The sequence below is a fragment of the Pseudomonas sp. BIC9C genome (assembly GCF_034541995.1).
In the GTDB taxonomy this organism is placed as follows: Bacteria; Pseudomonadota; Gammaproteobacteria; order Pseudomonadales; family Pseudomonadaceae; genus Aquipseudomonas; species Aquipseudomonas fluorescens_CC.
The window spans coordinates 343,187-366,580 of the sequence record NZ_JAWDGM010000004.1 but is presented as its reverse complement, the minus strand read 5'-3'; the positions used below and the strand labels follow the sequence as shown (position 1 = coordinate 366,580).

The following is a 23,394-nucleotide window of genomic DNA, read 5'->3' as shown; positions in this document are numbered from 1 at the left end:
CGTGGCGCCGATCAACGCAAACAGACTGCCGAGCACCAGCAGGATCGCCACCGGGATTTCCACCCACATCGACAATGGCGCATTCATTCGATCACCTCACCACGCAGCAGGAATTTCGCCAGGGCGAACGAGCCGACGAAACCGAACAGTGCTATCAGCAGCGCCGCCTCGAAGTACGTGTCACTGGCATAACGAATACCCAGCGCCAGCATCATCAGCATCGCGACGATGTACAGGTAGTCCAGCGCCAGAACCCGGTCCTGGGCCGACGGCCCCTTGAACAGGCGGATCAGGGTCAGGATCATCGCCAGGGAAAAGAAGAACAGGCTCAGCAGGATCGCGTTCGACAGCAACGGGCTCATTCGAAGATCTCCATCAACGGGCGTTCGTAGGTCGCCTTGAAGTGCTGGATGAACAGCGCCTCATCGTCCAGGTCGAAGACGTGCAACAGCAAAATGCTGCGGTCCAGCGCCAGCTCCGACCAGACCGTACCGGGCACCACCGTGGTGATCATCGACAGCGCGGCCAGGCCGTTGGCATCGCGCAGGTCCAGCGGCACCTTGATGAATCGTGAGCGGGGCGGGCGGCGACCGGCATTGAGCACGCCCCAGGCCACGGCGAAGTTGGACACCAGCACATCACGTCCGACCAGCAGCACCAGACGCAGGATCACCCCGGGACGACGGATGCGTACCGGCAGCGGACGCAGCCGGCGCATCATCAGCGGCGCACAAAACCCCAGCGCCGCACCCAGCAGCAGATTGCCGGTGCTTGTCGACAGGTTCAGCAACAGCCACAACAGCCACAAGGCCAGCGACAGCAAGGGTGCGGGAAACAGACGCTTCACGGTTGCACCTCCTGCGGGGTCGCCTTGGCCGTCGGGTTCGGCACGACGCGAGTGTCGAGCACGGCCATCACATATTGCTGCGGGTTGTACAAGGCGTCGGCGGCGGCCTGGGTGTAGCGCAGCAGCGGATCTGCCTTGAAGGTCAGCGCAATACTCAAGCCCAGCAGCGCGAAGATAGGCACGCATTCGAAGCGTCGCAGCAGGGGCGATGGTCGTTCCGCCGGAGTCCAGAAGCGCTGGACGCCCAGGCGCGAGAACGCGATCAGCGACGCCAGCCCCGACAAAATCAATAACACCAACAAGCCCCACGCGGCGCTGGAAATCGGTGTGTCACCGCTGTTGCCCAGACCCAGGGGATTGAGCAAGGCACCGATCAACCCGAGTTTGCCGATAAACCCGGAGAGCGGCGGCATGCCGATGATCAGCAAAGCACAGGCGATGAAGCTCAGGCCGAGAAACGCCATGGTCCAGGGAATCACCTGGCCGACCACGGCCTTCTGTTCGTCGTCGAGGTTGGTACCTTTGGGCGGATGCAGGGATTCCAGTGGGCGGGGCAGCAGTTCGGTCTCATCTTCGAGCAGGACTTCGTTGGCCGAGCGCGAGCGCTCGATCAGTTCGGCCAGCAGGAACAGTGCGCTCAACGCCAGGGTCGAGCTGAACAGATAGAACAGCGCCGCGCCAACCAGGTTCGGCTGGGCGAAACCGATGGTCGACAACAGAATGCCCGCCGACACCAGAATGCTCAGGCTGGCCATGCGCTCCAGGCGTTGCGCGGCGAGGATCGCGATGGCGGCGCAGACGATGGTCGCCATGCCGCCGTAAATCAGCCACTCACCGCCAAAGAACGCCGACGCCCCGGCCTGGGCGGAGAACAGCAGCGTCCACAGGCGCAGCAAGGTGTAGACGCCCACCTTGGTCATGATCGCAAACATCGCCGCCACCGGCGCGCTGGCCGAGGAGTAGGCCGGCACCAGCCAGAAGTTCAGTGGCCACATGCCGGCCTTGGCCAGAAACGCGATGGCCAGAATCCCCGCGCCGGCATGTAGCAAGCCCCGATCGGCTGCGGACACCAGCGGGATTTTCACCGCCAGGTCGGCCATGTTCAGCGTGCCGGTGACGCCGTAGATCAGCGCCGCGCCAATCAGGAACAGCGACGAGGCCAACAGGTTGATCGAGATGTAATGCAGCCCCGACGACACCCGCGCCCGGCCCGAGCCGTGGAGCATCAACCCGTAGGACGCGGCCAGCAACACCTCGAAAAACACGAACAGGTTGAACAGGTCAGCGGTGAGGAACGCGCCGTAAAGGCCCATCAACTGGATCTGGAACAGCGCGTGAAAACTCGAACCGGCGCTGTCCCAGCGGGCCATGGCGAACAGCAGGGCACTGACGCCGATGAGGCCGGTCAACACCAGCATCAGCGCCGACAGGCGATCGACCACCAGCACCAGGCCGAACGGCACTTGCCAGTTGCTCGGCAGGTACACGCCGATGGAGCCGGGCACACCGGTGGTTTGTGTCCATTGCAACAACGCCACGGCAATGCCCAGCCCGAGCAGGCTGGAGATCAGGTTGATCTTTGCCTTGAGCGACCGGTGCTTCTCGCCAAGCATCAGCATGATCGCGGCGGTCAGCAGCGGCAGCAGAATGGGCGCGACGATCAAGTGGGTCATCGCCATCATTCCCTGGGCTCCCGGCCATCCACATGGTCGGTGCCGGTCAGGCCTCGGGAGGCCAGCAGCACCACCAGAAACAGCGCGGTCATGGCGAAGCTGATGACGATCGCCGTCAGCACCAGTGCCTGCGGCAACGGGTCGGTGTAATGCAGCAGGTCCTGAGGTATGCCGTCCTTGATGATCGGTTCCTTGCCGATGAACAGGCTGCCCATGCTGAAAATGAACAGATTGACCCCGTAGGACAGCAGGCACAGGCCCATGACCACCTGGAACGTCCGTGGGCGCAGGATCAGCCAGACGCCGGACGCGGCCAGTACGCCGATGGCGATTGCGATGACTTCTTCCATCAGACGGCTCCCTTGGCGGTAACGGATTTAGGCTGGGCAGCGGTTTTGTGACCCCGCACCGATTGGTGGGCGAGGGCGGTGAGGATCAACAGGGTCGAGCCAACTACCACGCCGTACACACCGATGTCGAAGAACAGCGCGCTGGCCAGGTGAATGTCACCCAGCAGCGGCAACGAGAAATGCCAGGTGTGGGTGGTCAGGAACGGATAGCCGACCACCATGGCTCCCAGGCCGGTGGCCGTGGCAAACAGCAGCCCGGTGCCCATCCAGCGCAGCGGCCGCAGGCTCATTTGCGCCTCGACCCACTGCGTGCCGGCGACCATGTATTGCAGGATGAACGCCACCGACATCACCAGCCCGGCGACAAAGCCGCCGCCCGGTTGATTGTGCCCACGCATGAACAGGTAGAACGACACCACCAGCGCCACCGGCAACAGCAGGCGCACCAGCACCGCCGGCACCATCATGAAGCCGAGCGCGGTGTCGCTGGCGTGACGCGGGTTGACCAGGTCGGTGACCACATCCGGTGCGAGCAAGCGTTGCTGGGCCGGCAGTTGCAGGCTTTCTTTCGGCGGACGGAAGCGGCGCAGCAGGGCATACACGGTCAGGGCCACGGCCACCAGTACGGTGATTTCACCAAGGGTGTCGAAACCACGGAAGTCCACCAGCATCACGTTGACCACGTTGCTGCCGCCGCCTTCGGGCAAGGCGCGACTCAGGTAGAAGGAGGAAATGTCGTTGGGGGTCTGGCGCGTCAGCATGGCGTAGGCCAGCAACGCCATGCCGACACCGACCGAGGTCGACAGCAGCAAGTCGCGGATACGCCGTACCCGCGCCCGGCGCAGACTGCCTGGCAGCGGCGAGACTTCTTCGATCCGTCGTGGCAGCCAGCGCAGGCCCAGCAGGATCAGCACCGTGGTCACCACTTCGACCGCCAGTTGGGTCAGGGCCAGGTCCGGCGCCGAAAACCAGACGAAGGTGACGCAGGTCATCAGGCCGCAGACGCTGACCATGGTCAGGGCCGCGAGTCGGTGATACTTGGCCTGATAGGCCGCGCCAAGGGCACAGGCAATGGCCAGCAACCACAGGGTGACGAAGACGATCGAACCGGGGATTTTCGGCCGGTCACCCCAGTGAAGACTGCTGTGCAGCATGGGAATCAACCCGGCCAGCAAGGCGGCGAGCACCACCAGGAACAACTGCATTTGCAGGCGTTTGGTGCCAATCCGCGGCTCCAGGCGACGGGCCAGGCGCACGATGGTGACAAGGGCGTATTCGAACAGGTGCTTGCCGTCCAGGCGACCGATGACGGGCGGACGGTTGAAGTTTCCGCGCTTGAATTGATTGCGCAGCAGCAGATAGAGCACGGTGCCGCAGGACAACGCGATCAGGCTCATGATCATCGGTGCGTTCAGGCCGTGCCAGATGGCCAGGCTGTATTCGGGCAGCGTGCCGCCGACCACCGGTTGCGCCGCCGCCGCGAGCAGCGGGCCTACCACCTGGGCCGGGAAGATCCCCACCAGCAGGCAGGTGAACACCAGCAGCTCAACCGGCGCACGCATCCAGCGCGGTGGCTCGTGGGGCGTGTGCGGCAGGTCGGTCGCGGACGGACCGAAGAACACATCCACGGTGAAACGCAGGGAGTAAGCCACGCTGAAGGTACCGGCAATCGTTGCCACGATCGGCAAGCTCAACTCGACCCAGCGCGTGGCATTGATGAACACGGTTTCGGCGAAGAACATTTCCTTGGACAGGAAACCGTTGAGCAACGGTACCCCGGCCATCGAGGCGCTGGCGACCATGGCCAGGGTGGCGGTAAACGGCATCAGCTTGTACAGGCCACTGAGCTTGCGGATGTCGCGGGTGCCACTTTCGTGGTCGATGATCCCGGCGGCCATGAACAGTGAGGCCTTGAACGTCGCATGGTTGAGGATGTGGAACACCGCGGCCACGGCGGCCAGCGGGCTGTTCAAACCGAGCAGTAGTGTGATCAGGCCGAGATGGCTGATGGTCGAGTAGGCCAGCAGCCCTTTGAGGTCGTTCTGGAACATCGCGCAATACGCCCCCAGCAACAGGGTGCAGGCACCGGCGCCGCTGACGATGTAGAACCATTCTTCACTGCCCGACAGCGAAGGCCATAGCCGCGCGAGCAGAAACACCCCGGCCTTGACCATGGTCGCCGAGTGCAGGTACGCCGACACGGGGGTCGGCGCGGCCATGGCGTGGGGCAGCCAGAAATGAAAGGGGAATTGCGCACTTTTGCTCAGAGCGCCGATCAGGATCAGGGGCAGCAGAATCGGGTAGAGGGTGTGGGCGCGAATCAGATCGCCGGCGGCCAGGACCTTGTCCAGGTCGTAGCTGCCAACCACATGGCCAAGCAGCATCACCCCCGCCAGCAGGCACAAACCGCCCGCACCGGTCACCATCAGCGCCATGTAGGCGCCGCGCCGGGCATCGGCGCGATGGTGCCAATAGCCAATCAACAGGAACGAGAAGAGGCTGGTCAGCTCCCAGAAAAACACGATCTGGATCAGGTTGCCGGAGATCACCAGCCCGAGCATGGCGCCCATGAAGGCCAGGAAAAATGCGAAGAATCGTGGCACCGGATCGTTCGGTGACATGTAGTAGCGGGCGTACAGCGAAACCAGGGTGCCAATGCCCAGCACGAGCATGGAGAACAGCCAGGCGAAACCGTCCATGCGCAGGACGAAGTTCAGGCCCAGGCTGGGCAGCCAGGAAAACTCTTCGCGAATGACGCCACCATGGGCGATCTGCGGGTACAGGAACGCGACCTGAAGGGTGCCGATCAGGGCGATCAGGCCTGCCAACAGGGATTCGGCGTTACGTGCATTGTGCGGCAACACGGCCGCCAAACAGCTGCCTATGAAAGGCAGAAGCAGTAGAACTATCAGGGACATAGGCTTCTAATCTGCGGAAGTTTGTGAAGCATCATACGTGCCAGCTACCGGATCACCAAACGCCAAGCTGTCGCAGAATCCTACACGGTAGCCGGAAAAGTCCTGATTCACATTGTTTCAGAGGGAATGACTTCAACTGGGTGGTCCCCTTCGCGAGCAGGCTCCTGCAGGTTGTTTTGTGCAGGGTTTAGCGGAAGAACTCCCCCGGTGTTTCGCCGAACTGCTGGCGGAAGGCAGCGATGAATGCCGACGTCGAGTCATAGCCACAGGCCAGGGCGACGTCGGTCACGCGTTCGCCCTGTTCCAGTGGCGTCAGGGCGCCGAGCAGGCGCAAGCGCTGTCGCCAGGCGCGAAAGGTCAGACCGGTGTCGCGCAGGAACAGGCGACTGAGGGTTTTCTCGGTGACGCCGAATTTGTCGCTCCAGTGACTGAGCGTGGTCTGTTGTTCCGGGTGCGACTCCAGGCTTTGCGCGATTTGCCGCAATCGGCTGTCCTGGGGCAGCGGCAGCATCAAGTCGATCTGTGGCGCCTCAGCCAACTGATCCAGAATCACCTGGACCAACCGACCGTGGGGGCCGTTCTGATCGTATTCCACCGGAATCTGGCTGAAGGCACGGATCAGCTCGCGCAACAAATCACTGACCCCCAACACATGACAGCCCGGCGGCGCCCACGTCGAGACGCTGCAATCGATGTACAGGCTGCGCATTTCCGTGCGCGGCGAACTGAACACCCGGTGCGGCATGCCCGCCGGAATCCACACCGCACGCTCCGGCGGGGCCACGAAACGCCCGGCGCCGGTCTGTATTTCGAGCACGCCCTGAATGGCATAGGACAGCTGCACCCACGGGTGGCTGTGACGCCGGGTCAGTGCGCGATTGGGCAGTGATTCGGTACGGCCGTAGAGTGGCCGTGGCAGGCTGGACAGCCCGGGAATACTGCGCCGGATACTTTTGTCATGTCCTTTAGGCGGCATCTGCTGGCTCATGGGCGTTAGTCGGTAATTCCCAAGCACGTTAGAGTCGCTTTCACGTACTGGCAACCCCCGGATGATCAAACCCATGACTCGCCCCCGCTTGTTACCCGACAACTTCACCCTGACCCTGATCGGCGTGGTGACGCTCGCCAGCCTGCTGCCCGTCAGCGGCCAGGTCGCGGTCGGTTTTGGCTGGTTGACCAACATCGCCATCGCACTGTTGTTTTTTCTGCATGGCGCCAAGCTGTCCCGCGAGTCGATCATTGCCGGTGCCGGGCACTGGCGCCTGCATTTGCTGGTGTTCAGCCTGACTTTCGTGGTGTTTCCGTTGCTCGGTCTGGCGCTCAAGCCGCTGCTGTCGCCGCTGATTGGCAATGACCTGTACATGGGCATGCTTTACCTGTGTGCGCTGCCCGCCACGGTTCAGTCGGCGATTGCCTTTACTTCGCTGGCGCGGGGCAACATCCCGGCGGCGATTTGCAGCGCGGCGGCGTCCAGCCTGTTCGGGATATTTCTCACGCCGTTGCTGGTGACCCTGCTGTTGAATGTGCACGGCGAAGGCGCCTCGACCCTCGACGCCATCCTCAAGATCAGCGTGCAATTGCTGCTACCGTTCATTGCCGGGCAAATCGCGCGACGCTGGATCGGCAACTGGGTGGCGCGTAACAAAAGCTGGTTGAAGTTCGTCGATCAGGGCTCGATTTTGCTGGTGGTCTACGGCGCGTTCAGCGAGGCGGTGATCGAGGGCCTCTGGCACCAGATTCCGCTGCTGGATCTGGCCGGGCTGGTGGTGGCGTGTTGTGTGGTGCTGGCGCTGGTACTGGCGGCCTCGACCGTACTGGGCAAAGCATTCGGCTTCAATCAGGAAGACCGCATCACCATTCTCTTCTGCGGCTCGAAGAAAAGCCTGGCAACCGGTGTACCGATGGCGCAGGTGTTGTTTGCCGGTAGCACCATTGGGGTGCTGATCCTGCCGTTGATGCTGTTCCACCAGATTCAACTGATGGTCTGTGCGGTGCTGGCGCAGCGTTATGCCAATCGGCCGGAATCGATTCCGGAACTGATGGCCCAGGTCGATCCCTGATTAGCCAGCAATGGCGGCTCAAGTGAGCCGCCACGGTTTTACGGGTCAGCGCTTGTCAGCGACCAATGGCGGGGTACGCGGCGGAATCATGCGTTTGCTGCCGGTCGACTCGAACGCCGATGCCAGGTGCAGCAGCCTGGAGTCGTCATAGGCGCGCCCGGCAAACGTCAGGCCGACCGGCATGCCGATGTCTGGCATCACGCCCATCGGTACGGTGACCGTTGGCACGCCGAGGTGACGGATGGCGAGGTTGCCGTTGGCGACCCAGACGCCGTTGCTCCAGGCGATATCCGCCGATTGCGGATCGACATCGGCATTTGCCGGGCCGACATCGGCGACCGTCGGGAACAGCACCGCGTCGAGGCCCAGGCGATCCATCCAGTCTTCCAGATCGATCTTGCGGGTCTTTTCCAGTCCGCGCAGGCCGTCCGGCACCGTGCTGATCTGGTCCCACGGTGTGATGCCGCGTTCGGCCATGCGCACGTATTCGTCCATGCCGGCGGCGAGGTCGCCCTCGCGGTTGGGCAGGGTGCCCGGGTCGTGAGGGAAGATCTGCAGGCCGTCGACATCGACCAGACGGTTCAGTTTCGGGTCGCCATTGGCCTGCAGGAAATCATCGAACGCCCAGGCGGTCAGGTCCCACAGTTCATGGTGTAAAAATTCCTTGGAGACGATGCCGCGATTGAACACGGTCGGCGCGCCGGGGCGATCGCCCTCGCAATTGGACACCAGCGGGAAGTCCACTTCGAGCACTTCGGCACCCGCGGCTTCGAGGGCCTTGCGCGCCTGTTCCCAGAGCCCGATCACCGAAGGACGGGTGTTGATGCGCTGGCCGGTTGGCCCGCCGATGCCCGGCGCTTCGGAGGTGCCCGCTTCAGGGTCGGCGTTGATGTACATGCGCGGAATGCCGAACTTCTTGCCAGCCAGTGCTTCGCTGTTCGCCGCCAGGGCCACGTAGGATTCGGGACGCACCGAGGACGATTTCGGGATCGGCACCCAGGGTTGCAGGCGCCACAGGTCGCCGCGGGTGTCCGGGTCATCGGCCACCACCACGTCGAGTACTTCAAGCAGGTCGGCCATGGTCCGGGCAAACGGCACGACCACGTCCATGGTCGGGGTCAACGGCCAGTTGCCGCGTACCGAGATCACCCCGCGTGAAGGGGTGTAGGCGCACAAACCATTGTTCGAGGCCGGGCCGCGACCGCTCGACCAGGTTTCTTCCGCCAGGCCGAAGGCCGAGAAACTGGCCGCGGTCGCCGTGCCAGCACCGTTCGACGAGCCGGAGGCAAAAGGGGCAGTGAGGTAGTCTGCGTTGTACGGGCTCTCGGCGCGGCCGTAGACGCCGCGCTGCATCCCGCCGTTGGCCATCGGCGGCATGTTGGTCTTGCCCAGGCAGATCGCCCCGGCGGCGCGCAGGCGTTCGATGGTGAATGCATCGCGATAAGCGACCAGGTCCTTGAAGGCCGGGCTGCCGGACGCGGCAGTCAGCCCCTTGACCAGATAACTGTCCTTGGCGGTGTAAGGGATGCCGTCCAGCGGTCCCAGCACCTCGCCCTTGGCGCGACGGGCGTCGGAGGCCCGTGCCTCGGCGAGCGCCTCGGGGTTGCGCACCACGACTGCGTTCAGGGCAGTAAGTGTTTCGGGGCCGTCATAGGCGTCGATCCGCGCAAGATAGGCCTGGACCAGCTCAACCGACGTGGTCTGGCCGGATTCGAGCGCGGCGCGCAACTGGGCAATGGAAACTTCGGTGACTTCGATCATGCTGCCACCGCCATTTGCAGGTGGAGGGTCCCAAACACTTCACTTTTCTCGAAATGGACATTCATATCGTTATTCTCGTTGCACTGTGTGGCACGACAGGGTCAGTGTTAAAAATACTGAGCACTATTTAGCATTAAACCGGGATTATAGGAATCCGTTGTCCAATTTATCTTACAGGCGACAGAAAAAAGGCCACCACAACCCGACGTTGTGGTGGCCCGAGGGTGACTCATTATAGTGGCCCGCACGCGCAGGCCAATGGATCAGTGAGCGCCGGCAGCCTTGTTCAGGTCGCTTTCGGCCCATTCGGTGTACACGCAGGCGTCCGCCGTGGCCCAGCGCACCCGCACCGTGTCACCGGACTTGAGCGGCATGCCGGCGGCGGACAGCGCCTTGACCGTCATCGAGGTGCCGCCAGCGGTGACCACGCTGCAGGTCTGGCTTTCGCCGAGAAACAGCACTTCCACGACCTTGGCCGAGACTTCGTTCCAGCCGGCGGCCAGCGGTTCGGCCATCGCTTGTTCATTGCTCAGGGCCAGGGCTTTTTCCGGACGCACCATCAGCAGCACGTCCTGATTGGTTTGCAGGCCGGCAGTGAGGCGGATCGACAGCGCCTGGCCTTCGAAAGTCGCCACCGCATTACCCTGGGCCTTGAGCTTGAGGAAGTTCGAGTTGCCGAGGAACGACGCGACAAAGGCGTTCGGCGGGTTCTGGTAAAGGTCATAGCCGCTGCCCAGGCCGACGATCTTGCCGTGGCTGAAAATCGCGATGCGCTGGGACAGGCGCATGGCTTCTTCCTGATCGTGGGTCACGTAGACGATGGTGATGCCCAGGCGCCGATGCAGTTGGCGCAGTTCATCCTGCAAGTCCTCGCGCAGTTTTTTGTCGAGTGCTCCCAGCGGCTCGTCCATCAGCAGGATGCGTGGTTCATAGACCAGGGCCCGGGCGATGGCGACCCGTTGCTGCTGGCCACCGGACAGTTGCGAAGGGCGGCGGTGGGCAAATTGCTCCAGCTGCACCAGTTTGAGCATCGCATCGACGCGCTTGTCACGTTCGGTGGTGGCGAGTTTGCGGATTGCCAGCGGGAAGGCGATGTTGTCGCGCACCGACAGATGCGGGAACAGCGAATAACGCTGGAACACCATGCCGATGTCGCGTTTGTGTGGCGGCACGTTGACCAGCGACTGGCCGTTGACCAGGATCTCACCGCTGCTCGGGGTTTCGAAGCCGGCAAGCATCGACAGCGTCGTGCTTTTGCCCGAGCCGCTGGAGCCGAGGAAGGTGAGGAATTCACCGTCCTTGATGTCCAGCGAGATGTTGTCCACGGCGGCAAAGTCGCCGTAGTGCTTGTTCAGGTTACGCAGGCTGACCAGGGGCTTGTCATTTTGCTGCGCGGAATCTTGGATCACTGCACTCATGTCGTACTCCTGGGCGCTCAGGCGCTGATTTCGTTGCGCCGGCGCAGAGCGGCGGCGATCACCATGACCAAAACCGAGAGGCCGATCAGCAGCGTCGAGGCGACGGCGATCACGGGCGTCAGGTCCTGGCGCAGGGTGGTCCACATTTTCACGGGAAGGGTTTGCAGGGTCGGGCTGGCCATCATCACGCTCAGCACCACTTCATCCCACGAGACGAGGAAGGCGAAGAGGGCGCCGGCCACCATGCCCGGACGGATCGCCGGGAAGGTCACCTTGAACACCGCTTGCAGACGCGAAGCGCCGCAGATCACCGCCGCATCCTCGATCGACTGATCGAACAGCTTCAGCGAGTTGATGATCGAGATGATGGTGAACGGCAACGCGACGATGACGTGGCTGACCACGAACGCGAACATGGTCCCGGTGTAGCCGAGTTTCAGGAACAGCGCGTACACCGCCACGGCGATGATCACCAGGGGCACGATCATCGGCAGGGTGAACAGGCCGTAGAGCATTTCCCGGCCGGGGAAACGGCCGCGAACCAGGGCGAACGCAGTCGGCAGGCCCAATGCGACGGCGAAGAACGTCGTCAACACCGCGACCTTGAGGCTGGCCATCGCCGCGTTCATCCAGTCGGCATTGGAGAAGAACTGGCCGTACCATTTCAGCGTCCAGCCCGGTGGCGGGAACACCAGCCATTGTGACGAGCCGAACGACAGCAACACGATGAACACGATCGGCAGCAGCAGGAACAGACCGATCAGCCCGGTGGTGGCGTACAGGCCGAAGCGCATGCGCCGGCTCATGGCATTGGGAGTCAGGAGCATGACGGCTTACCTCGCGTTGCTGGCGCCAACCGGGGATTCCGGCTGAAGCTTCAGGTAGAAGTAGAACAGCACCAGCGTGATCACGATCAGCAACGCGGCGCCGGCGCTGGCCAGGCCCCAGTTGAGGAACGATTGCACCTGCTGAATGATGAACTCGGGGAGCATCATGTTCTGCGCGCCGCCCAGCAAGGCCGGGGTCACGTAGTAACCGAGGGACATCACGAACACCATCAGGCCGCCGGAGAACAGCCCCGGCCGGCACAGCGGCAGGAACACCCTGAAGAAGTTGGTCCAGGGGCTGGCGCCGCAGATCGAACCTGCCTGCAGGATCATCGGGTCGATGGCCTGCATGGTCGCCTGCAACGGCAGTACGATGAACGGGATCATGATGTAGCTCATGCCGATCACCACGCCGGTGAGGTTGTGCACCATCTCCAGCGGTTGATCGATGATGCCCAGGGCCATCAGCGCCTTGTTGATCACCCCCGAGGCTTGCAGCAACACCAGCCAGGAGTAGGTGCGGGCAAGCAGGCTGGTCCACATCGACAGCAGCACGATGTTCAGGATCCAGCGACCCCAGCCGCGCGGCACCAGGGTGATCGCCCAGGCCAGCGGGAAGCCGAGCAACAGGCTGAACAAGGTCACCAGGCCGGCCACCGAGAAGGTGTTGAGCAAGACCCGCGCATAGGCCGAGTTGGCGAATAGCTGCTCGTAGTTACCCAGGCCTGGCACCGGCTCCAGCACGCCGCGCAACAGCAGGCCAATCAGCGGCGCGAGAAAGAACAGGCCGAGAAACAGCAGCGCCGGGACCAGGTTACTGGCGCCACGCCAACGCTGTTTCAGCGACGGCGAGGGTTGCCTGGCAACGGTCTGGCCGGGTGCCGAACCGGCAGCGCCAATGGCGCTCCCGGTGGCCGTGGATGGATGAGGCGCGGTTGCCGTCATTTTCATTTGACCAGCCATTCGTTCCACCGTGTCGCGATGGCCGGACCGTTCTTGGCCCAGTACGCGAAATCAAGAGTGATCTGATCCTTTGCGTAAGCGGTCGGCAGGTTGGGGGCCAGCACCGAATCCAGGCGCTGCACGCTGTCGACGTTGACCGGGGCGTAGGCGGTCAGGTTGGAGAAGTCCGCCTGGCCCTTGGCACTGCTGGCGTTGGCCAGGAACTTCATCGCCGCGTCCTTGTTTTTCGAACCCTTGGGAATGACCAGGATGTCGGCCATGACCAGGTTCTGCTTCCAGCTTACGCCGACTGGGGCGCCGTCTTCCTGCAGGGCGTGGATCCGGCCGTTCCAGAACTGGCCCATGCTCGCTTCACCGGAGGCCAGCAGCTGCTGCGACTGCGCGCCGCCGCCCCACCAGACGATGTCTTTCTTGATGCTGTCGAGCTTCTTGAACGCGCGGTCCAGGTCCAGCGGGTAGAGCTTGTCGGCCGGCACGCCATCGGCCAGCAGCGCCAGTTCGAGCACGCCAGGGCTTGGCCATTTGTAGAGGGCACGTTTGCCGGGGTAGGTCTTGGTGTCGAACAGGGCGGACCAGTCCTGAGGTTTGCTGGCGCCGAGCTTGCCTTCGTTGTAGCCGAGGACGAAGGAGAAGAAGAACGAGCCGACGCCGTGATCGGAGACAAAACGCGGGTCGATCTTGTCACGTTCGATGACTTTGAAATCGAGGGGTTCGAGCAAGCCTTCGGAGGCGGCGCGCAGGGCGAAGTCGGCTTCGACGTCGACAACGTCCCACTGCACGTTGCCGCTTTCGACCATGGCCTTGAGTTTGCCATAGTCGGTCGGGCCATCCTGCACAACGGTGATGCCGCTGGCCTTGCTGAACGGATCGGCCCAGGCCTGCTTTTGCGCATCCTGGGTGCTGCCGCCCCAACTCACGAAGTTGACGCTTTCAGCCGCCAGCAATGCCTGGCTGGTCACACTCAGCAGTCCCGCAAAAAGAACCGCGGTCGCACGTTTGTTCAACACCATTTTCACGCCCTCATTGTTGTGTTTATGAGCGGGGCTTTTGAGTGCCCGCCTATCGGGAGCAACAGGCCCATCGAGTCAGTTCTGACTGTCCGGTCTATGGAATATCATATTATGGTATTCCAAACTTTGTGCAAGCACTTTGCCGTACCGGCTATCAGCCAAAAACGCAATTTTCAGCGTCGACACATTCCCCCTGCGGGAGCGGGCTTGCTCGCGAAGGCGGTGTAACAGTCAACGAAGATGTTGAATGTACCGGCCGCTTCGCGAGCAAGCCCGCTCCCACAGGGGATGCATCAACCCGCGAATGGAATACTCTCCACCACTTCCAGGTCGTAACCGGTCAAGCCCGCATATTTCAGTGGCGGCCCAAGGTGGCGCAGCTTGCCCACGCCAAGGTTTTGCAGGATTTGCGCGCCAGTACCCACCTCCGAGTAAATCCGCGACTGCGAACGGCTGAACTGCCGGGGCGATTGGGTCAATTGCGGCACGCGTTCGAGCAACGCTTGCGAGGATTCGTGATTGGCCAGCACCACGACCACGCCGTGGCCCTCAGCGGCGACACGCTGCAAGGCCGCCCACAAGGTCCAGTTGCTCGGCCCGCTGTACTCGGCGCCGACCAGGTCGCGCAACGGGTCGATCACGTGCACGCGCACCAGCGTCGGCTCATCGCGGCGCAGATCGCCCATGACCATCGCCATGTGGACACCGCCTTCGATGCGATCCTCAAAGGTGATCAGACGAAAGGTGCCGTGCACGGTTGGCAGGTCACGTTCACCGATGCGCACGATGGTGTGTTCGGTGCTGAGGCGGTAGTGGATGAGGTCGGCGATGGTGCCGATCCTGATCCCGTGCTTGCGCGCAAACACTTCCAGGTCGGGGCGCCGGGCCATGGTGCCGTCGTCGTTCATCACTTCGACGATCACCGAAGCCGGCGTGAAGCCGGCCAGGCGGGCCAGGTCGCAACCGGCCTCGGTATGACCGGCGCGGGTCAGCACGCCGCCTTCCCGGGCGCGCAACGGGAAGATATGCCCGGGTTGCACGATGTCGGCAGGGCCGGCGTTGGCGGCAACGGCGGCGGCTATGGTGCAGGCACGATCGGCGGCGGAAATGCCGGTGGTCACTCCGACGGCGGCCTCGATGGACACGGTGAATGCGGTGCTGAACACACTGCCGTTGCTCGGCACCATCTGCTCCAGGCCCAGGCGTTTGCAGTGTTCGTCGGTCAAGGTCAGGCAGATCAGGCCCCGGGCTTCACGGGCCATGAAGCTGATCGCCTCGGGTGTGCAGCAATCGGCGGCCAGCAACAGGTCGCCTTCGTTTTCCCGGTCTTCATCGTCGACCAGCAGGACCATTTTGCCGAGGCGGTAATCTTCGATGATTTCTTCGATGCTGTTGAAGGCCATGCTGGAGTCTCGATATTTGTTGGATGGGTAATGTGGTATACCATAATACAAAGTAAGCAGAGAGGTCACTATGAAGGCGTACTGGATTGCTCATGTGGATGTCACTGATCCCGATCGATACAGCCAATACACGCAGCGGGCGCCGAAGGCGTTTGCCTTGTATGGTGGTCGGATTCTGGCGCGGGGCGGGCGCAGCGAGGCGATGGAAGGTCGATCGACGCCGCAACGCAGTGTGGTGATCGAGTTTGACTCCTATGAGCAGGCGGTGGCTTGCTATCACTCGGCGTTGTATCAGGAGGCTAGGGGGTATCGTGATGGGGTGGCTGTGGCTGAGGTGATTATTGTTGAGGGTGTGGTGCCGCTCTGAATGGCGACTCAGTACATATCCGTTGCTGCGGTAACGGCGGCTGGCGGTTTCGCCCTTACGGCGAGTCCCTTTGGCAAACGCCGGAGTGCCGGCCCAGCCCAAAGGAACCAAAGGTCTCGCCCCGAACGTACGGCCCCTCGCCAAGGCTCGGGGTTCCTTCGCTCCGGTATTCATCCGGGGGCATTGCCCTCCGGTTGGCTTCGCTGCACCTACATGCAATGTGTTCGACTGCGTCGAACGGCGCTGCGCGCCCATCCCCGGATGAACACCTCCACTCAGCCTTCCGAGGGGGCGGGTGGATCAAGATCAAGAGCGGCAGGCGAGCTAACGCTCGGCCCTGTAGAGTGGTGAAGAGTGTCTGTATACGCCGATCCGGACTCCGATAACGCGGGCTGTCTGAATCCCCGCGGTGTCCTGGCGTTTTTCGCGAGCAAGCTCGCTCCTACAGGAAACGAGTTCAGTTGCGATCAGGCCGGCCAGCAGGCCGCCTCGCTTTGGCTTTGGCTTTTGATCTTCTTGCCCCTCGAGAGGCCGAGCGCAGGTTCTGTGCAGTGGGCAACCCGGCATGGATGCCGGGTTAGCCGCGTATGGCCATGGATGGCCGATCGCGGCGGGCCCACGGAGCAGGACCGAAGCGAGGGGATGCCGAGCCTTGGCGAGGCACCGAACGTCAGGGGCAAGAGCCCTTGGTTACTTGGGGCTCTTCCAAGTAACCCGCCGTAAGGGCGGAACCCTAAGTGGCCGTTGCCGCAATAACGGATATGTACACTCCAAAAACATAAGCTGCCAGCCACATAGCCATCACGAGCAAGCCACGCTCCCACAGGGATTGCGGATTACTCCAGAACGGCCTGCGCACGGCGAGGTGCGGCATCGCCCGCAGCGGTATAGGCCACTCGCGGTACACCCGGCAAACGCTGTTCCAGCAACACGCTCAAGGACTCTCCCGGTTCCAGGTAGGCATCGCCGAAGTCGGCGCCGAGCTGGTTCGGGTGGGCGACGATTTCCAGCAGTCCGTCGGGTGGCGGCTCGGCGTTGCGCAGATCCACCGGGGTGCACACGTAGTCGGCGGTGGCGCCGGCCAGGTTGCTCAGGCGCCGGTTGAGCAGGTCCTTGAACACGCGTTTGGGCAGGCTGAGGTTTTGTCCCAGGTTGCGCGCCAGACGCACCGGCACCCCCTGGCGGGCGGCGAAGCGCGCGACAATCTCGCCGATCGGCCAGATGTTGTGCACGTGTTGATGGGAGTCCAGGTGACTGGGGCGCAAGCCGTTGTCCAGGCAGCGCTGCCACTGGGCTTCGAGTTCTTCCAGTACGGCGTGGCGATCCCGGCGCCCGAGCCAGAGGCGGGTGCGGGGCAGGTTGAGGTCGAACACGCCGGCACCGTCGCAAAACGTCGGACGCTGCACGATGCTCTGGCTCAGCGGACGGCCGTAGGTCAGGTTGAAGTGCAGGCCGATGCGGCCTTCGAGCAACGGATGCCGGGCCAGGACGCAGGCCGCTTCGAACGCCGGCATGTTGGCCATGGCGGTGGCGGAACTGATGAGCCCGGCCTGGAACGCGCCAAGGATCACCGCGTTTTCGCAGGCACTGAGGCCGAAATCGTCAGCGTTGACTATCACTTGCCGAGGCATGTTCACCCTCCTTGAGTTTTTCCGTAGGCGCAGGCGTTTTGACCGCGGGTGTCGCGACTGCGGCCGCCGCGCGTCGGGCTCGCCATTGCTGCAATCGGGGTTTCAAGCGTTGCCAGACCCGCAAGGCCAGCCCCAGCACCAGGCCGCCCGGGCGCCAGGAGTAAAAACTCCATCGCCAGTGTTCCAGTTGCCCGGTCATGCGTTCGTGCAGTTGATGGCTGGAGTTTTCCAGGCTGACCCGGGACGCATCGATCCAGCACCAGTTGTCTTCCAGGCCCCAGCGAATCCACTCTTCGAGCAGCACCCGGCCGCTGCCCAGGTCGGCATATTGCGGCAGGAACGCCAGATTGTAGTCGTACAGTCGACCCTGTTCCAGCAAGCCAAGGCGATAGCTGATGCAGCGCCCCTCCAGCTCCAGCACCACCACGCGCACCAGGCCTCGGGCCGCCAGGGCGGTGAAGGCGCGGTCCATCCATAGGCGATGGCGCGCATCGGAAAAGATCCCGACCCCTTCATCGCCTTTCCAGCTCACCGCTTCGACCTCACTGAGTTCCTGCAACAGCGGCCCCATGGTCAGGGCGTCGGGCGTAATCCGCCGCACCTGGGCACCGCACGCAGCAATGCGTTTGCGTGCGCGGCGCAGCTTGTAGCGCGGGTCGCCGGAGACTTCCTGATGGTCGGCCTCGCTGATCAGGTGCACCGGCACTCGACAGCTGAGGCGTTGTTCGGAGGTCGAACTCAGCGCCTGCCAAGGTGCCAGGGCCTGTGCCGTGGAGCCGGCCAGTTCGTTGAGTTGCAGCACGGTATGGGGCAGGCGTTGACGGATCTGCGTCAGCGCCTTGCGTAAATTGTCATCGTCCAGCCTCGTCAGCAGTGCGAGGCGGTCGGTGAGGGGATAGCCCAAGTGATGCAGGGCCCGAAACGGCAAACGCGCAAAGCGCTCCACGGACGCCACCAGCGGCAGGCACAGCGCCAGTTCGTCACCCTGCCAGCCTAGCAGCACGTGCAACTGCGCGTTGGGCTTGAGTTCCAGTTCCGATGCGTATAGCCAGGCCAGGGTGTTGAACGGCGTGTGGTCCGTTACGCGCTGGCGCAACGCTTCGTAAGCCGCGACCGGAAAATCGTCGGTGCACAGCGAAGTGCGCCATTCGAATCGTGCAGACATAAGGTCAGCTCGCCTCGGCTGGAACAGGAGAAGGGGCCGGTTTGCGCAAGGCATCCAGGCGTGAACCGCTGTAACGGGTTTCGCGGAAGAAGCGCCAGCCGAACAGGTGGTAAATGTTCATGATCCGTCCTTGCTCGCGATACCCCATGCGGATGTGCAGCTTGAGCGCGGGAATGTTGTGGGACTCGCAGATGTCCACCACTTTGTTGCAGCCTTGATCGGCCATGGCTTTCCACAGGTTCAGCTGAAAATCGACCGACAACGTGGTGCCCCGGTAGGCAGGAATCTGCTCGAGAGCGAACTGGAAGAACTCGCCTGGCTTCACCGGGAACAGGCAGCCGTAGTAATGACGGTCGAGATAATCGCGTTTGCTGCCCCAGATAAAGGCCACGGTATCGCCGTGTTCATCCAGGTACATGTGCCCGGTGTACCCTTCGCACGCCAACTCGGCCATGGTGCCCACGCGATCACCGAAGTGCCTGGCGAACGCTACGGCGTTTTGTGGGGTGATGGTTTCCAGTCGCGGCGGTGCATAGGGCCGAAGCTTGTGTGGCGGTACCGGGCTCACCAGATCGCGCTCCATCCACAACAGTTCTTCGTGGAAAAACACGTAGTGTTTCCACAACTTGCCGACGGTGGCGCGCAGGCCTTTTTGCTTGAGGTGATCGCTGAGTTTTTCTAGAACATTCATGTTTTCGACTCCTCACGGTGTTGGTCGCGAGTGGAGTGACTCAATGCACGACGAATCGACTGCACGGCAAAAATCAATGACGTTCATGTGGCGCTCCAGCTGAGGGCAAACAGGGTTTCTCCTGGTAAATCGAAGTTGATGCGACCCTCCAGGCATTTGAAAGATGCGTCGCGACTGCGGTTGTCGGCGCCGAAATAGCGCAATGATCCCTGGGACAATGGGCATTGCGCGCCAGCCAGGCTCACACGCTGCAGACGCGAGCCTTTGTTGACGCCAAGCAGGCTGCGTTGCTGCCCGGCAGACATGGCCAGCACGTCAACCTCGAAGGCGTCGTTCTCCAGGCGCATGACATCCTGTAGCCAATGCTTGCGGATAAATTGCTGCGCCAGGCCTACGGGCTTGAGCTCGAATTCGTCCTTGCCGAGCACGCGGAACATGCCCTTGGGATACTCGGGTTCGTCGTCGGCCTGGAACCAGCCGAGCATGTCGAGCAAGCCGTCCTGGGATGCATTGATGATGACCGAGGCCCACCATAACGAGGCGTAGTGGGTTTCCTGATCGTAAGGGCTGAGGCTGGCCCCGCTGGACATGTTGGTCTGGTCCAGCAACAAGGCCTTGCGCGGTCGTCCCTGGGCGTCGAGCCCCACCAGCTCTGCCGCTTTGCGTACGCTATCGCGGTAGACACGGGTCGCCAGCAGGTCGCGGACCATCCATTCGTGCCATGCCAGCGCATCGATCCTGTCGCCAGACTCGGCCAGCAAGCGTCGGGCCCAGTCGATGCCGCGCTTGTCGGCGGCATTGTCGACGAACGGACCATTGACGAACCGGGAGCTGGCCGGCATGGCGATGCGTACGCCGGCTTTGGCGTTGTCCGGGTTGCTGCGCACTTGCCAGGCCATGCTGTTGAAGATGCGCTGGTAGCTGGCGTAGTCCGGGTAGTTGAGGTTCGGTTCGTCGGCAAAGCTGATGTAGTGCGTGCCCTTGCCGCCCAGTGCGCGTGTGGCGGCGAGCCAGGCGTCGAGGCCGGCGTTGCTGGTGGTGTCGGCGCGCAGGTCGGCCTTGCGCTGACTGCCGGCCAACAGGGTGATGTCCTGAGTAATGCCGAAGCGATCCTGATACAGCCGGCGGAACACGTCTTCGTAATGCGGCCGCGTGGCCATGATGTCGACCAGGCTGTAATAGGTTCCGGCCTGTGGTTGCAGGGCATCGAGCACGGCGAAACTGGAATCCGGCGGCCGCGCATAGGGCAGGGCGATACCCAGGTTCGGGGTCTTGCCGAGCACGTCCTGGTGCAGCGTCAGCCGGGTCTCGCCTTCGTCTTCGCGCAAGGGTTTGAGCTGTTGCGGGTTCTGGGCGAACAGGTTGGCCGTGCCGTCGAGCCAGAATGCGACCTTGCCGCTGCCGCGCAGGTGCAGGTGCCAGACTTGATCGCTGGTTGCAACGGGCAACCCGACTTTGTCGAACTGCCAATAGGCGGGGTAAGGCTTGAGAGACAGTGAAAGCTGTTGGCCGTCACTCACGCGCTGCGCTTGCAACGCGCCGACGCCACCGTGGAATTTGCCGGCCAGCACCGCGTGTTCACCCGCCGCGACCTTGAAATACAACTCGTCACCGTCCCGGGGCTCGGCGCTGAAATGCACCTTGGCCGGGGCGAACAGTGCGACGGTGCGGTCGTCGTGCTCAACCGTATAACGGCGGAAGCTGTAGCCAGGAATTTCCAGTCGATAACTGGCGGCGCCCGGCGCCAGGTCCCAGCGTTGACTGCCGCGGGGCTCATTGGCGGCAATCAGTCGTTCGCTCTGGAGTTTGCCCTGGCCGTCGAGCAAGTAGAGGTGTTCTTCGTTGGCTTCAGCCTGCCACACCGGGGCCCAGAGCACGGTCAGGGTGTCGGGGCGGTCCGTTTGCAGGTACAGGCTGCCATCGCGGATATCGGCCCAACGCATGGGGGCAGCTTCGGCGCTCAGCCCGAGGCCAAGGCTCACCAGCAATAACAGGCGTTTCATGCCGATTTCCGTTGCAGCATCAGCAGCATCGGCGCGATGTCGCCGGGCAGGACGATGAGCGTTTGCCAGATCGGCACGTGGCTCAACCGGCAATACAGCACCAACAGCGCCAGGGTCACGGCCAGGTACGCGATAGAGGACGCGGCTGCTGCGCCGACGATGCCGTAGGTCGGGATCAGCAGCACATTGAGCGTCAGGTTGAGCAGGGCGCTGAGGCCCATCAACAACGAAATCGCGCCGGGCCGGTTTTTGCCCAGCAGGTCCAGGCGCAGAATGCTCGCGTAGCACAGACCCAGCAGGCCTGGCAGCAGCGCCAGCAACGCAGGATAGGCAGGCTGATAGGCCTCGCCAAACAGCGTCACGATCAACCATTCACCGACCACTGCCATGCTCAGGCAAGCGCCGATCATCACCGTGGCGGTCAAGCGCAAGGCCAGTGGTGTGACTTTTTCGATGCCTTCTTCCTGTTGCAGCAGGCGCTTCATCAGCGGCGTGGTCACGGCTTCCGGAACGATCAGCAGCAACTCGGCGGCCGCGCTGGCCATGGCGTAGTGACCCAGTGCCGTGGTGCCGAGCAGGGCACCGATGAACAGGTAGTCGGAGCGCAGGATCACTTGCTGGAACAGCAGGTCCGGATGGCTGCGGGCGCTGTAGCGCAGCAGTTCGTTTTGACTGGCGCGGTCCCATTGCAGGCTCAGTGGATGCTCGCGCTTGAGCCAGACCCAACCGGCCAGCACCACCAGGCTGATCCCCGTCAGCCAACTGATCAATGCCGCCTCCAGGGCCGCGCTTTTCCACATCCAGAACAGGGCAAGGAACAGCAGCAGCGGCGCCAGCGACTCGATCAGGCGCAAGGCATTGAACGCGACCACGCCGCCCGAGGCGTTATGCAGGGTCAGCAAACCGCTTTTGAGCACGGTCAGCGGCACCGCCAGCAGCAACAGCCAGGCAAGCAGGCCCAATTGCGTGGTGATGTCCAGTTCACTGCCGAACTCGCGGGTCAGCGCCACCACCAGCAAGGTCAGCAACGCCGCCAGCAGACAACCGAACAGCAGCACCTGGCTGAGCAGCAAGCCCATTGGTCGTTGCTTGGCCGCCTGATAGCCCACCGCTGAATTCAGGCCGCCGCTGGTGGCCGCGCTAATCAGGTCGGGCAGGGCACTGAGCAAGGCAAACAAGCCACGTTCGCTGGGGCCGAGAATCCGTGCCAGCAACACGTTACGCAGCAAGCGCAGGGCGATCATCGCCAGTTTGGTGCCCATGCTCAGGGCCAGGTGCCTGAGGTAGTTGTTGCGGCTCATGGACGAGCCCCACGAAAGATGCGCCAGGACAGCAACTCGGGATTGCGCGCGGTACGCTGGCTGACGCCGAAGCGTGGCAGCGCCAGCGGATCTTCGGCCCCTCGATAAATGCCGGTACCGGTACCCAGGGCAAACGGGAAGTCATGCCTGGCCACCTGTTGGCGCACACGCGCATCATTGTCGCCATTGGGGTAGCAGTAAACCGGCAACGGCCGGTTGCAGGCGTGGAGCAGCGCGTCGCGACTGCGGCTCAGTTCTTCATCCAGGCGTTGATCGTCGAGGCCGGTGAGGATGGCGTGGCTGGCACCGTGGGGGCCGAAGCGCACCAGGCCGGACGCTTCCAGGTTGCGCACTTGCTGCCAGTCCAGCGCCTGGGGCAACGACTCGTGCGGGCAGTCGTCGGTCAGGCGATTGAGGTCCAGCGGCGACAGGGTTTTCAGGCTCTGCAAAAAGTTCAGCAACGCCAGGCTGCGGCGTTGCCGGTCCGGGTCATCGCACCGTGTCGGCAACGGACGCCCTAGCTGCTGCAAGCGTTCGATCAGTTTCTGGCGTGCCTGTTCGCCATGGCTGTTCCACAGGGTTTCGCCGATGCTTTCCCACCAGAAGCGCTGGCGGCTACCGATGAAGTCGGTGGACAGAAAGATGCTCGCCGGCACCTGGTGTTTTCGCAGCAACGGGAAGGCATTCAACGCGTTGTCGCGCCAGCCGTCGTCGAAGGTCAGCGCCACTTTCGGCCGCTGCGAACGCTGCGTATCGGGTTGCAGAATGTCCATCAGCGGCACGCAGTCGAAGTGTTTTTTCAACCACACCAGCAAATGTTCAAACGCCTTTGGCCCGACGCACAGTTCATTGCGGTGGGGCAGTTCGGCGGCCTGGTCGCTGGCCAGTACCCGGTGCAGCATCAGGATCACACCGGCGCCGTGCAGTTGATTGCGCCCGACCGGGGAGTTGAGGTACAGCCAGCCACTGGTGCGTTTTAACAGTTGTTTGATCGCCACGGCATGCA

The 23,394-nt window shown here is 62.8% G+C and carries 20 protein-coding genes; 2 read left to right on the top strand and 18 right to left on the bottom strand.

Annotation, left to right across the window (positions count from 1 at the left end):
* Positions 1-83 precede the first annotated feature (83 nt).
* From RS887_RS19485 to RS887_RS19460, 6 genes are all read right to left on the bottom strand, one after another.
* Positions 84-362 (bottom strand): K+/H+ antiporter subunit F, encoded by a 279-nt coding sequence (locus RS887_RS19485; protein ID WP_007986253.1) that lies wholly within the window; start codon positions 360-362, stop codon positions 84-86.
* Entirely contained in the window at positions 359-847 is a 489-nt protein-coding gene (locus tag RS887_RS19480) for a Na+/H+ antiporter subunit E (protein WP_322616627.1), read from the bottom strand. The genes RS887_RS19485 and RS887_RS19480 overlap by 4 nt, the downstream gene beginning before the upstream one ends.
* On the bottom strand, positions 844-2,529 hold the full coding sequence (locus RS887_RS19475) for a monovalent cation/H+ antiporter subunit D (RefSeq protein WP_322616626.1): 1,686 nt from the start codon (positions 2,527-2,529) through the stop codon (positions 844-846). The genes RS887_RS19480 and RS887_RS19475 overlap by 4 nt, the downstream gene beginning before the upstream one ends.
* Positions 2,526-2,870 (bottom strand): Na+/H+ antiporter subunit C, encoded by a 345-nt coding sequence (locus RS887_RS19470; protein ID WP_008020558.1) that lies wholly within the window; start codon positions 2,868-2,870, stop codon positions 2,526-2,528. The genes RS887_RS19475 and RS887_RS19470 overlap by 4 nt, the downstream gene beginning before the upstream one ends.
* Positions 2,870-5,788, bottom strand: coding sequence for a monovalent cation/H+ antiporter subunit A (locus tag RS887_RS19465; RefSeq protein WP_322616625.1), 2,919 nt, complete (start codon positions 5,786-5,788; stop codon positions 2,870-2,872). The genes RS887_RS19470 and RS887_RS19465 overlap by 1 nt, the downstream gene beginning before the upstream one ends.
* A gap of 187 nt (positions 5,789-5,975) precedes the next feature.
* Entirely contained in the window at positions 5,976-6,764 is a 789-nt protein-coding gene (locus tag RS887_RS19460; protein WP_322616624.1) for a helix-turn-helix transcriptional regulator, read from the bottom strand.
* 85 nt (positions 6,765-6,849) lie between these two features.
* Between RS887_RS19460 and RS887_RS19455 the strand changes: the two genes are divergently transcribed.
* A complete protein-coding gene (locus RS887_RS19455; protein WP_322616623.1) occupies positions 6,850-7,848 on the top strand; it encodes a bile acid:sodium symporter family protein in 999 nt (332 codons plus the stop codon).
* A gap of 45 nt (positions 7,849-7,893) precedes the next feature.
* Here the strand turns inward: RS887_RS19455 and RS887_RS19450 are convergent, their stop codons facing one another.
* The 6 genes from RS887_RS19450 to ribBA all read right to left on the bottom strand — a co-directional run bounded on the left by RS887_RS19450 (position 7,894) and on the right by ribBA (position 15,230).
* Positions 7,894-9,609 carry an amidase gene (locus RS887_RS19450; RefSeq protein WP_322616622.1) on the bottom strand — a complete coding sequence of 572 codons (1,716 nt, stop codon included), beginning with the start codon at positions 9,607-9,609 and terminating at the stop codon, positions 7,894-7,896.
* A 263-nt stretch (positions 9,610-9,872) separates the two neighbouring features.
* The gene (locus RS887_RS19445; RefSeq protein ID WP_322616621.1) at positions 9,873-11,027 is read right to left on the bottom strand and encodes an ABC transporter ATP-binding protein; all 1,155 of its coding nucleotides are present in this window, start codon (positions 11,025-11,027) and stop codon (positions 9,873-9,875) included.
* Between the two features lie 17 nt (positions 11,028-11,044).
* Positions 11,045-11,854, bottom strand: a complete 810-nt coding sequence (locus RS887_RS19440; RefSeq protein ID WP_007976227.1) for an ABC transporter permease — start codon at positions 11,852-11,854, stop codon at positions 11,045-11,047.
* A gap of 6 nt (positions 11,855-11,860) precedes the next feature.
* Complete coding sequence (locus RS887_RS19435) at positions 11,861-12,805, bottom strand: ABC transporter permease (RefSeq protein ID WP_322616620.1); 945 nt, start codon at positions 12,803-12,805, stop codon at positions 11,861-11,863.
* A complete protein-coding gene (locus RS887_RS19430) occupies positions 12,802-13,827 on the bottom strand; it encodes an ABC transporter substrate-binding protein (RefSeq protein ID WP_008022157.1) in 1,026 nt (341 codons plus the stop codon). Before RS887_RS19430 ends, RS887_RS19435 begins: the two co-directional genes overlap by 4 nt.
* Before the next feature lie 293 nt (positions 13,828-14,120).
* Complete coding sequence (gene ribBA, locus RS887_RS19425; RefSeq protein WP_322616619.1) at positions 14,121-15,230, bottom strand: bifunctional 3,4-dihydroxy-2-butanone-4-phosphate synthase/GTP cyclohydrolase II; 1,110 nt, start codon at positions 15,228-15,230, stop codon at positions 14,121-14,123.
* Between the two features lie 70 nt (positions 15,231-15,300).
* Here ribBA and RS887_RS19420 point away from each other — a divergent pair, with 70 nt between their 5' ends.
* On the top strand, positions 15,301-15,597 hold the full coding sequence (locus RS887_RS19420; protein ID WP_322616618.1) for a DUF1330 domain-containing protein: 297 nt from the start codon (positions 15,301-15,303) through the stop codon (positions 15,595-15,597).
* A gap of 836 nt (positions 15,598-16,433) precedes the next feature.
* Here RS887_RS19420 and RS887_RS19415 read toward each other — a convergent pair.
* The 6 genes from RS887_RS19415 to RS887_RS19390 all read right to left on the bottom strand — a co-directional run bounded on the left by RS887_RS19415 (position 16,434) and on the right by RS887_RS19390 (position 23,386).
* On the bottom strand, positions 16,434-17,228 hold the full coding sequence (locus RS887_RS19415) for a ChbG/HpnK family deacetylase (protein WP_111285116.1): 795 nt from the start codon (positions 17,226-17,228) through the stop codon (positions 16,434-16,436).
* Positions 17,200-18,393, bottom strand: coding sequence for a GNAT family N-acetyltransferase (locus RS887_RS19410; protein WP_322616617.1), 1,194 nt, complete (start codon positions 18,391-18,393; stop codon positions 17,200-17,202). Before RS887_RS19410 ends, RS887_RS19415 begins: the two co-directional genes overlap by 29 nt.
* A 4-nt stretch (positions 18,394-18,397) precedes the next feature.
* Positions 18,398-19,084, bottom strand: a complete 687-nt coding sequence (locus tag RS887_RS19405) for an N-acetyltransferase (RefSeq protein ID WP_322616616.1) — start codon at positions 19,082-19,084, stop codon at positions 18,398-18,400.
* A gap of 83 nt (positions 19,085-19,167) precedes the next feature.
* Complete coding sequence (locus RS887_RS19400; protein ID WP_322616615.1) at positions 19,168-21,087, bottom strand: hypothetical protein; 1,920 nt, start codon at positions 21,085-21,087, stop codon at positions 19,168-19,170.
* Positions 21,084-22,388 carry a lipopolysaccharide biosynthesis protein gene (locus tag RS887_RS19395; protein WP_322616614.1) on the bottom strand — a complete coding sequence of 435 codons (1,305 nt, stop codon included), beginning with the start codon at positions 22,386-22,388 and terminating at the stop codon, positions 21,084-21,086. The genes RS887_RS19400 and RS887_RS19395 overlap by 4 nt, the downstream gene beginning before the upstream one ends.
* A complete protein-coding gene (locus RS887_RS19390) occupies positions 22,385-23,386 on the bottom strand; it encodes a polysaccharide deacetylase family protein (protein ID WP_322616613.1) in 1,002 nt (333 codons plus the stop codon). The genes RS887_RS19395 and RS887_RS19390 overlap by 4 nt, the downstream gene beginning before the upstream one ends.
* Positions 23,387-23,394: the final 8 nt, after the last annotated feature.

Coding starts and splice junctions, on each gene's coding strand:
- RS887_RS19485 (WP_007986253.1), bottom strand. CDS start 362: ATGAGCCCGTTGCTGTCGAACGCGATCCTGCTGAGCCTGTTCTTCTTT.
- RS887_RS19475 (WP_322616626.1), bottom strand. CDS start 2,529: ATGATGGCGATGACCCACTTGATCGTCGCGCCCATTCTGCTGCCGCTG.
- RS887_RS19470 (WP_008020558.1), bottom strand. CDS start 2,870: ATGGAAGAAGTCATCGCAATCGCCATCGGCGTACTGGCCGCGTCCGGC.
- RS887_RS19465 (WP_322616625.1), bottom strand. CDS start 5,788: ATGTCCCTGATAGTTCTACTGCTTCTGCCTTTCATAGGCAGCTGTTTG.
- RS887_RS19460 (WP_322616624.1), bottom strand. CDS start 6,764: ATGCCGCCTAAAGGACATGACAAAAGTATCCGGCGCAGTATTCCCGGG.
- RS887_RS19455 (WP_322616623.1), top strand. CDS start 6,850: ATGACTCGCCCCCGCTTGTTACCCGACAACTTCACCCTGACCCTGATC.
- RS887_RS19450 (WP_322616622.1), bottom strand. CDS start 9,609: ATGATCGAAGTCACCGAAGTTTCCATTGCCCAGTTGCGCGCCGCGCTC.
- RS887_RS19445 (WP_322616621.1), bottom strand. CDS start 11,027: ATGAGTGCAGTGATCCAAGATTCCGCGCAGCAAAATGACAAGCCCCTG.
- RS887_RS19440 (WP_007976227.1), bottom strand. CDS start 11,854: ATGCTCCTGACTCCCAATGCCATGAGCCGGCGCATGCGCTTCGGCCTG.
- RS887_RS19435 (WP_322616620.1), bottom strand. CDS start 12,805: ATGAAAATGACGGCAACCGCGCCTCATCCATCCACGGCCACCGGGAGC.
- RS887_RS19430 (WP_008022157.1), bottom strand. CDS start 13,827: ATGGTGTTGAACAAACGTGCGACCGCGGTTCTTTTTGCGGGACTGCTG.
- ribBA (WP_322616619.1), bottom strand. CDS start 15,230: ATGGCCTTCAACAGCATCGAAGAAATCATCGAAGATTACCGCCTCGGC.
- RS887_RS19420 (WP_322616618.1), top strand. CDS start 15,301: ATGAAGGCGTACTGGATTGCTCATGTGGATGTCACTGATCCCGATCGA.
- RS887_RS19415 (WP_111285116.1), bottom strand. CDS start 17,228: ATGCCTCGGCAAGTGATAGTCAACGCTGACGATTTCGGCCTCAGTGCC.
- RS887_RS19410 (WP_322616617.1), bottom strand. CDS start 18,393: ATGTCTGCACGATTCGAATGGCGCACTTCGCTGTGCACCGACGATTTT.
- RS887_RS19405 (WP_322616616.1), bottom strand. CDS start 19,084: ATGAATGTTCTAGAAAAACTCAGCGATCACCTCAAGCAAAAAGGCCTG.
- RS887_RS19400 (WP_322616615.1), bottom strand. CDS start 21,087: ATGAAACGCCTGTTATTGCTGGTGAGCCTTGGCCTCGGGCTGAGCGCC.
- RS887_RS19395 (WP_322616614.1), bottom strand. CDS start 22,388: ATGAGCCGCAACAACTACCTCAGGCACCTGGCCCTGAGCATGGGCACC.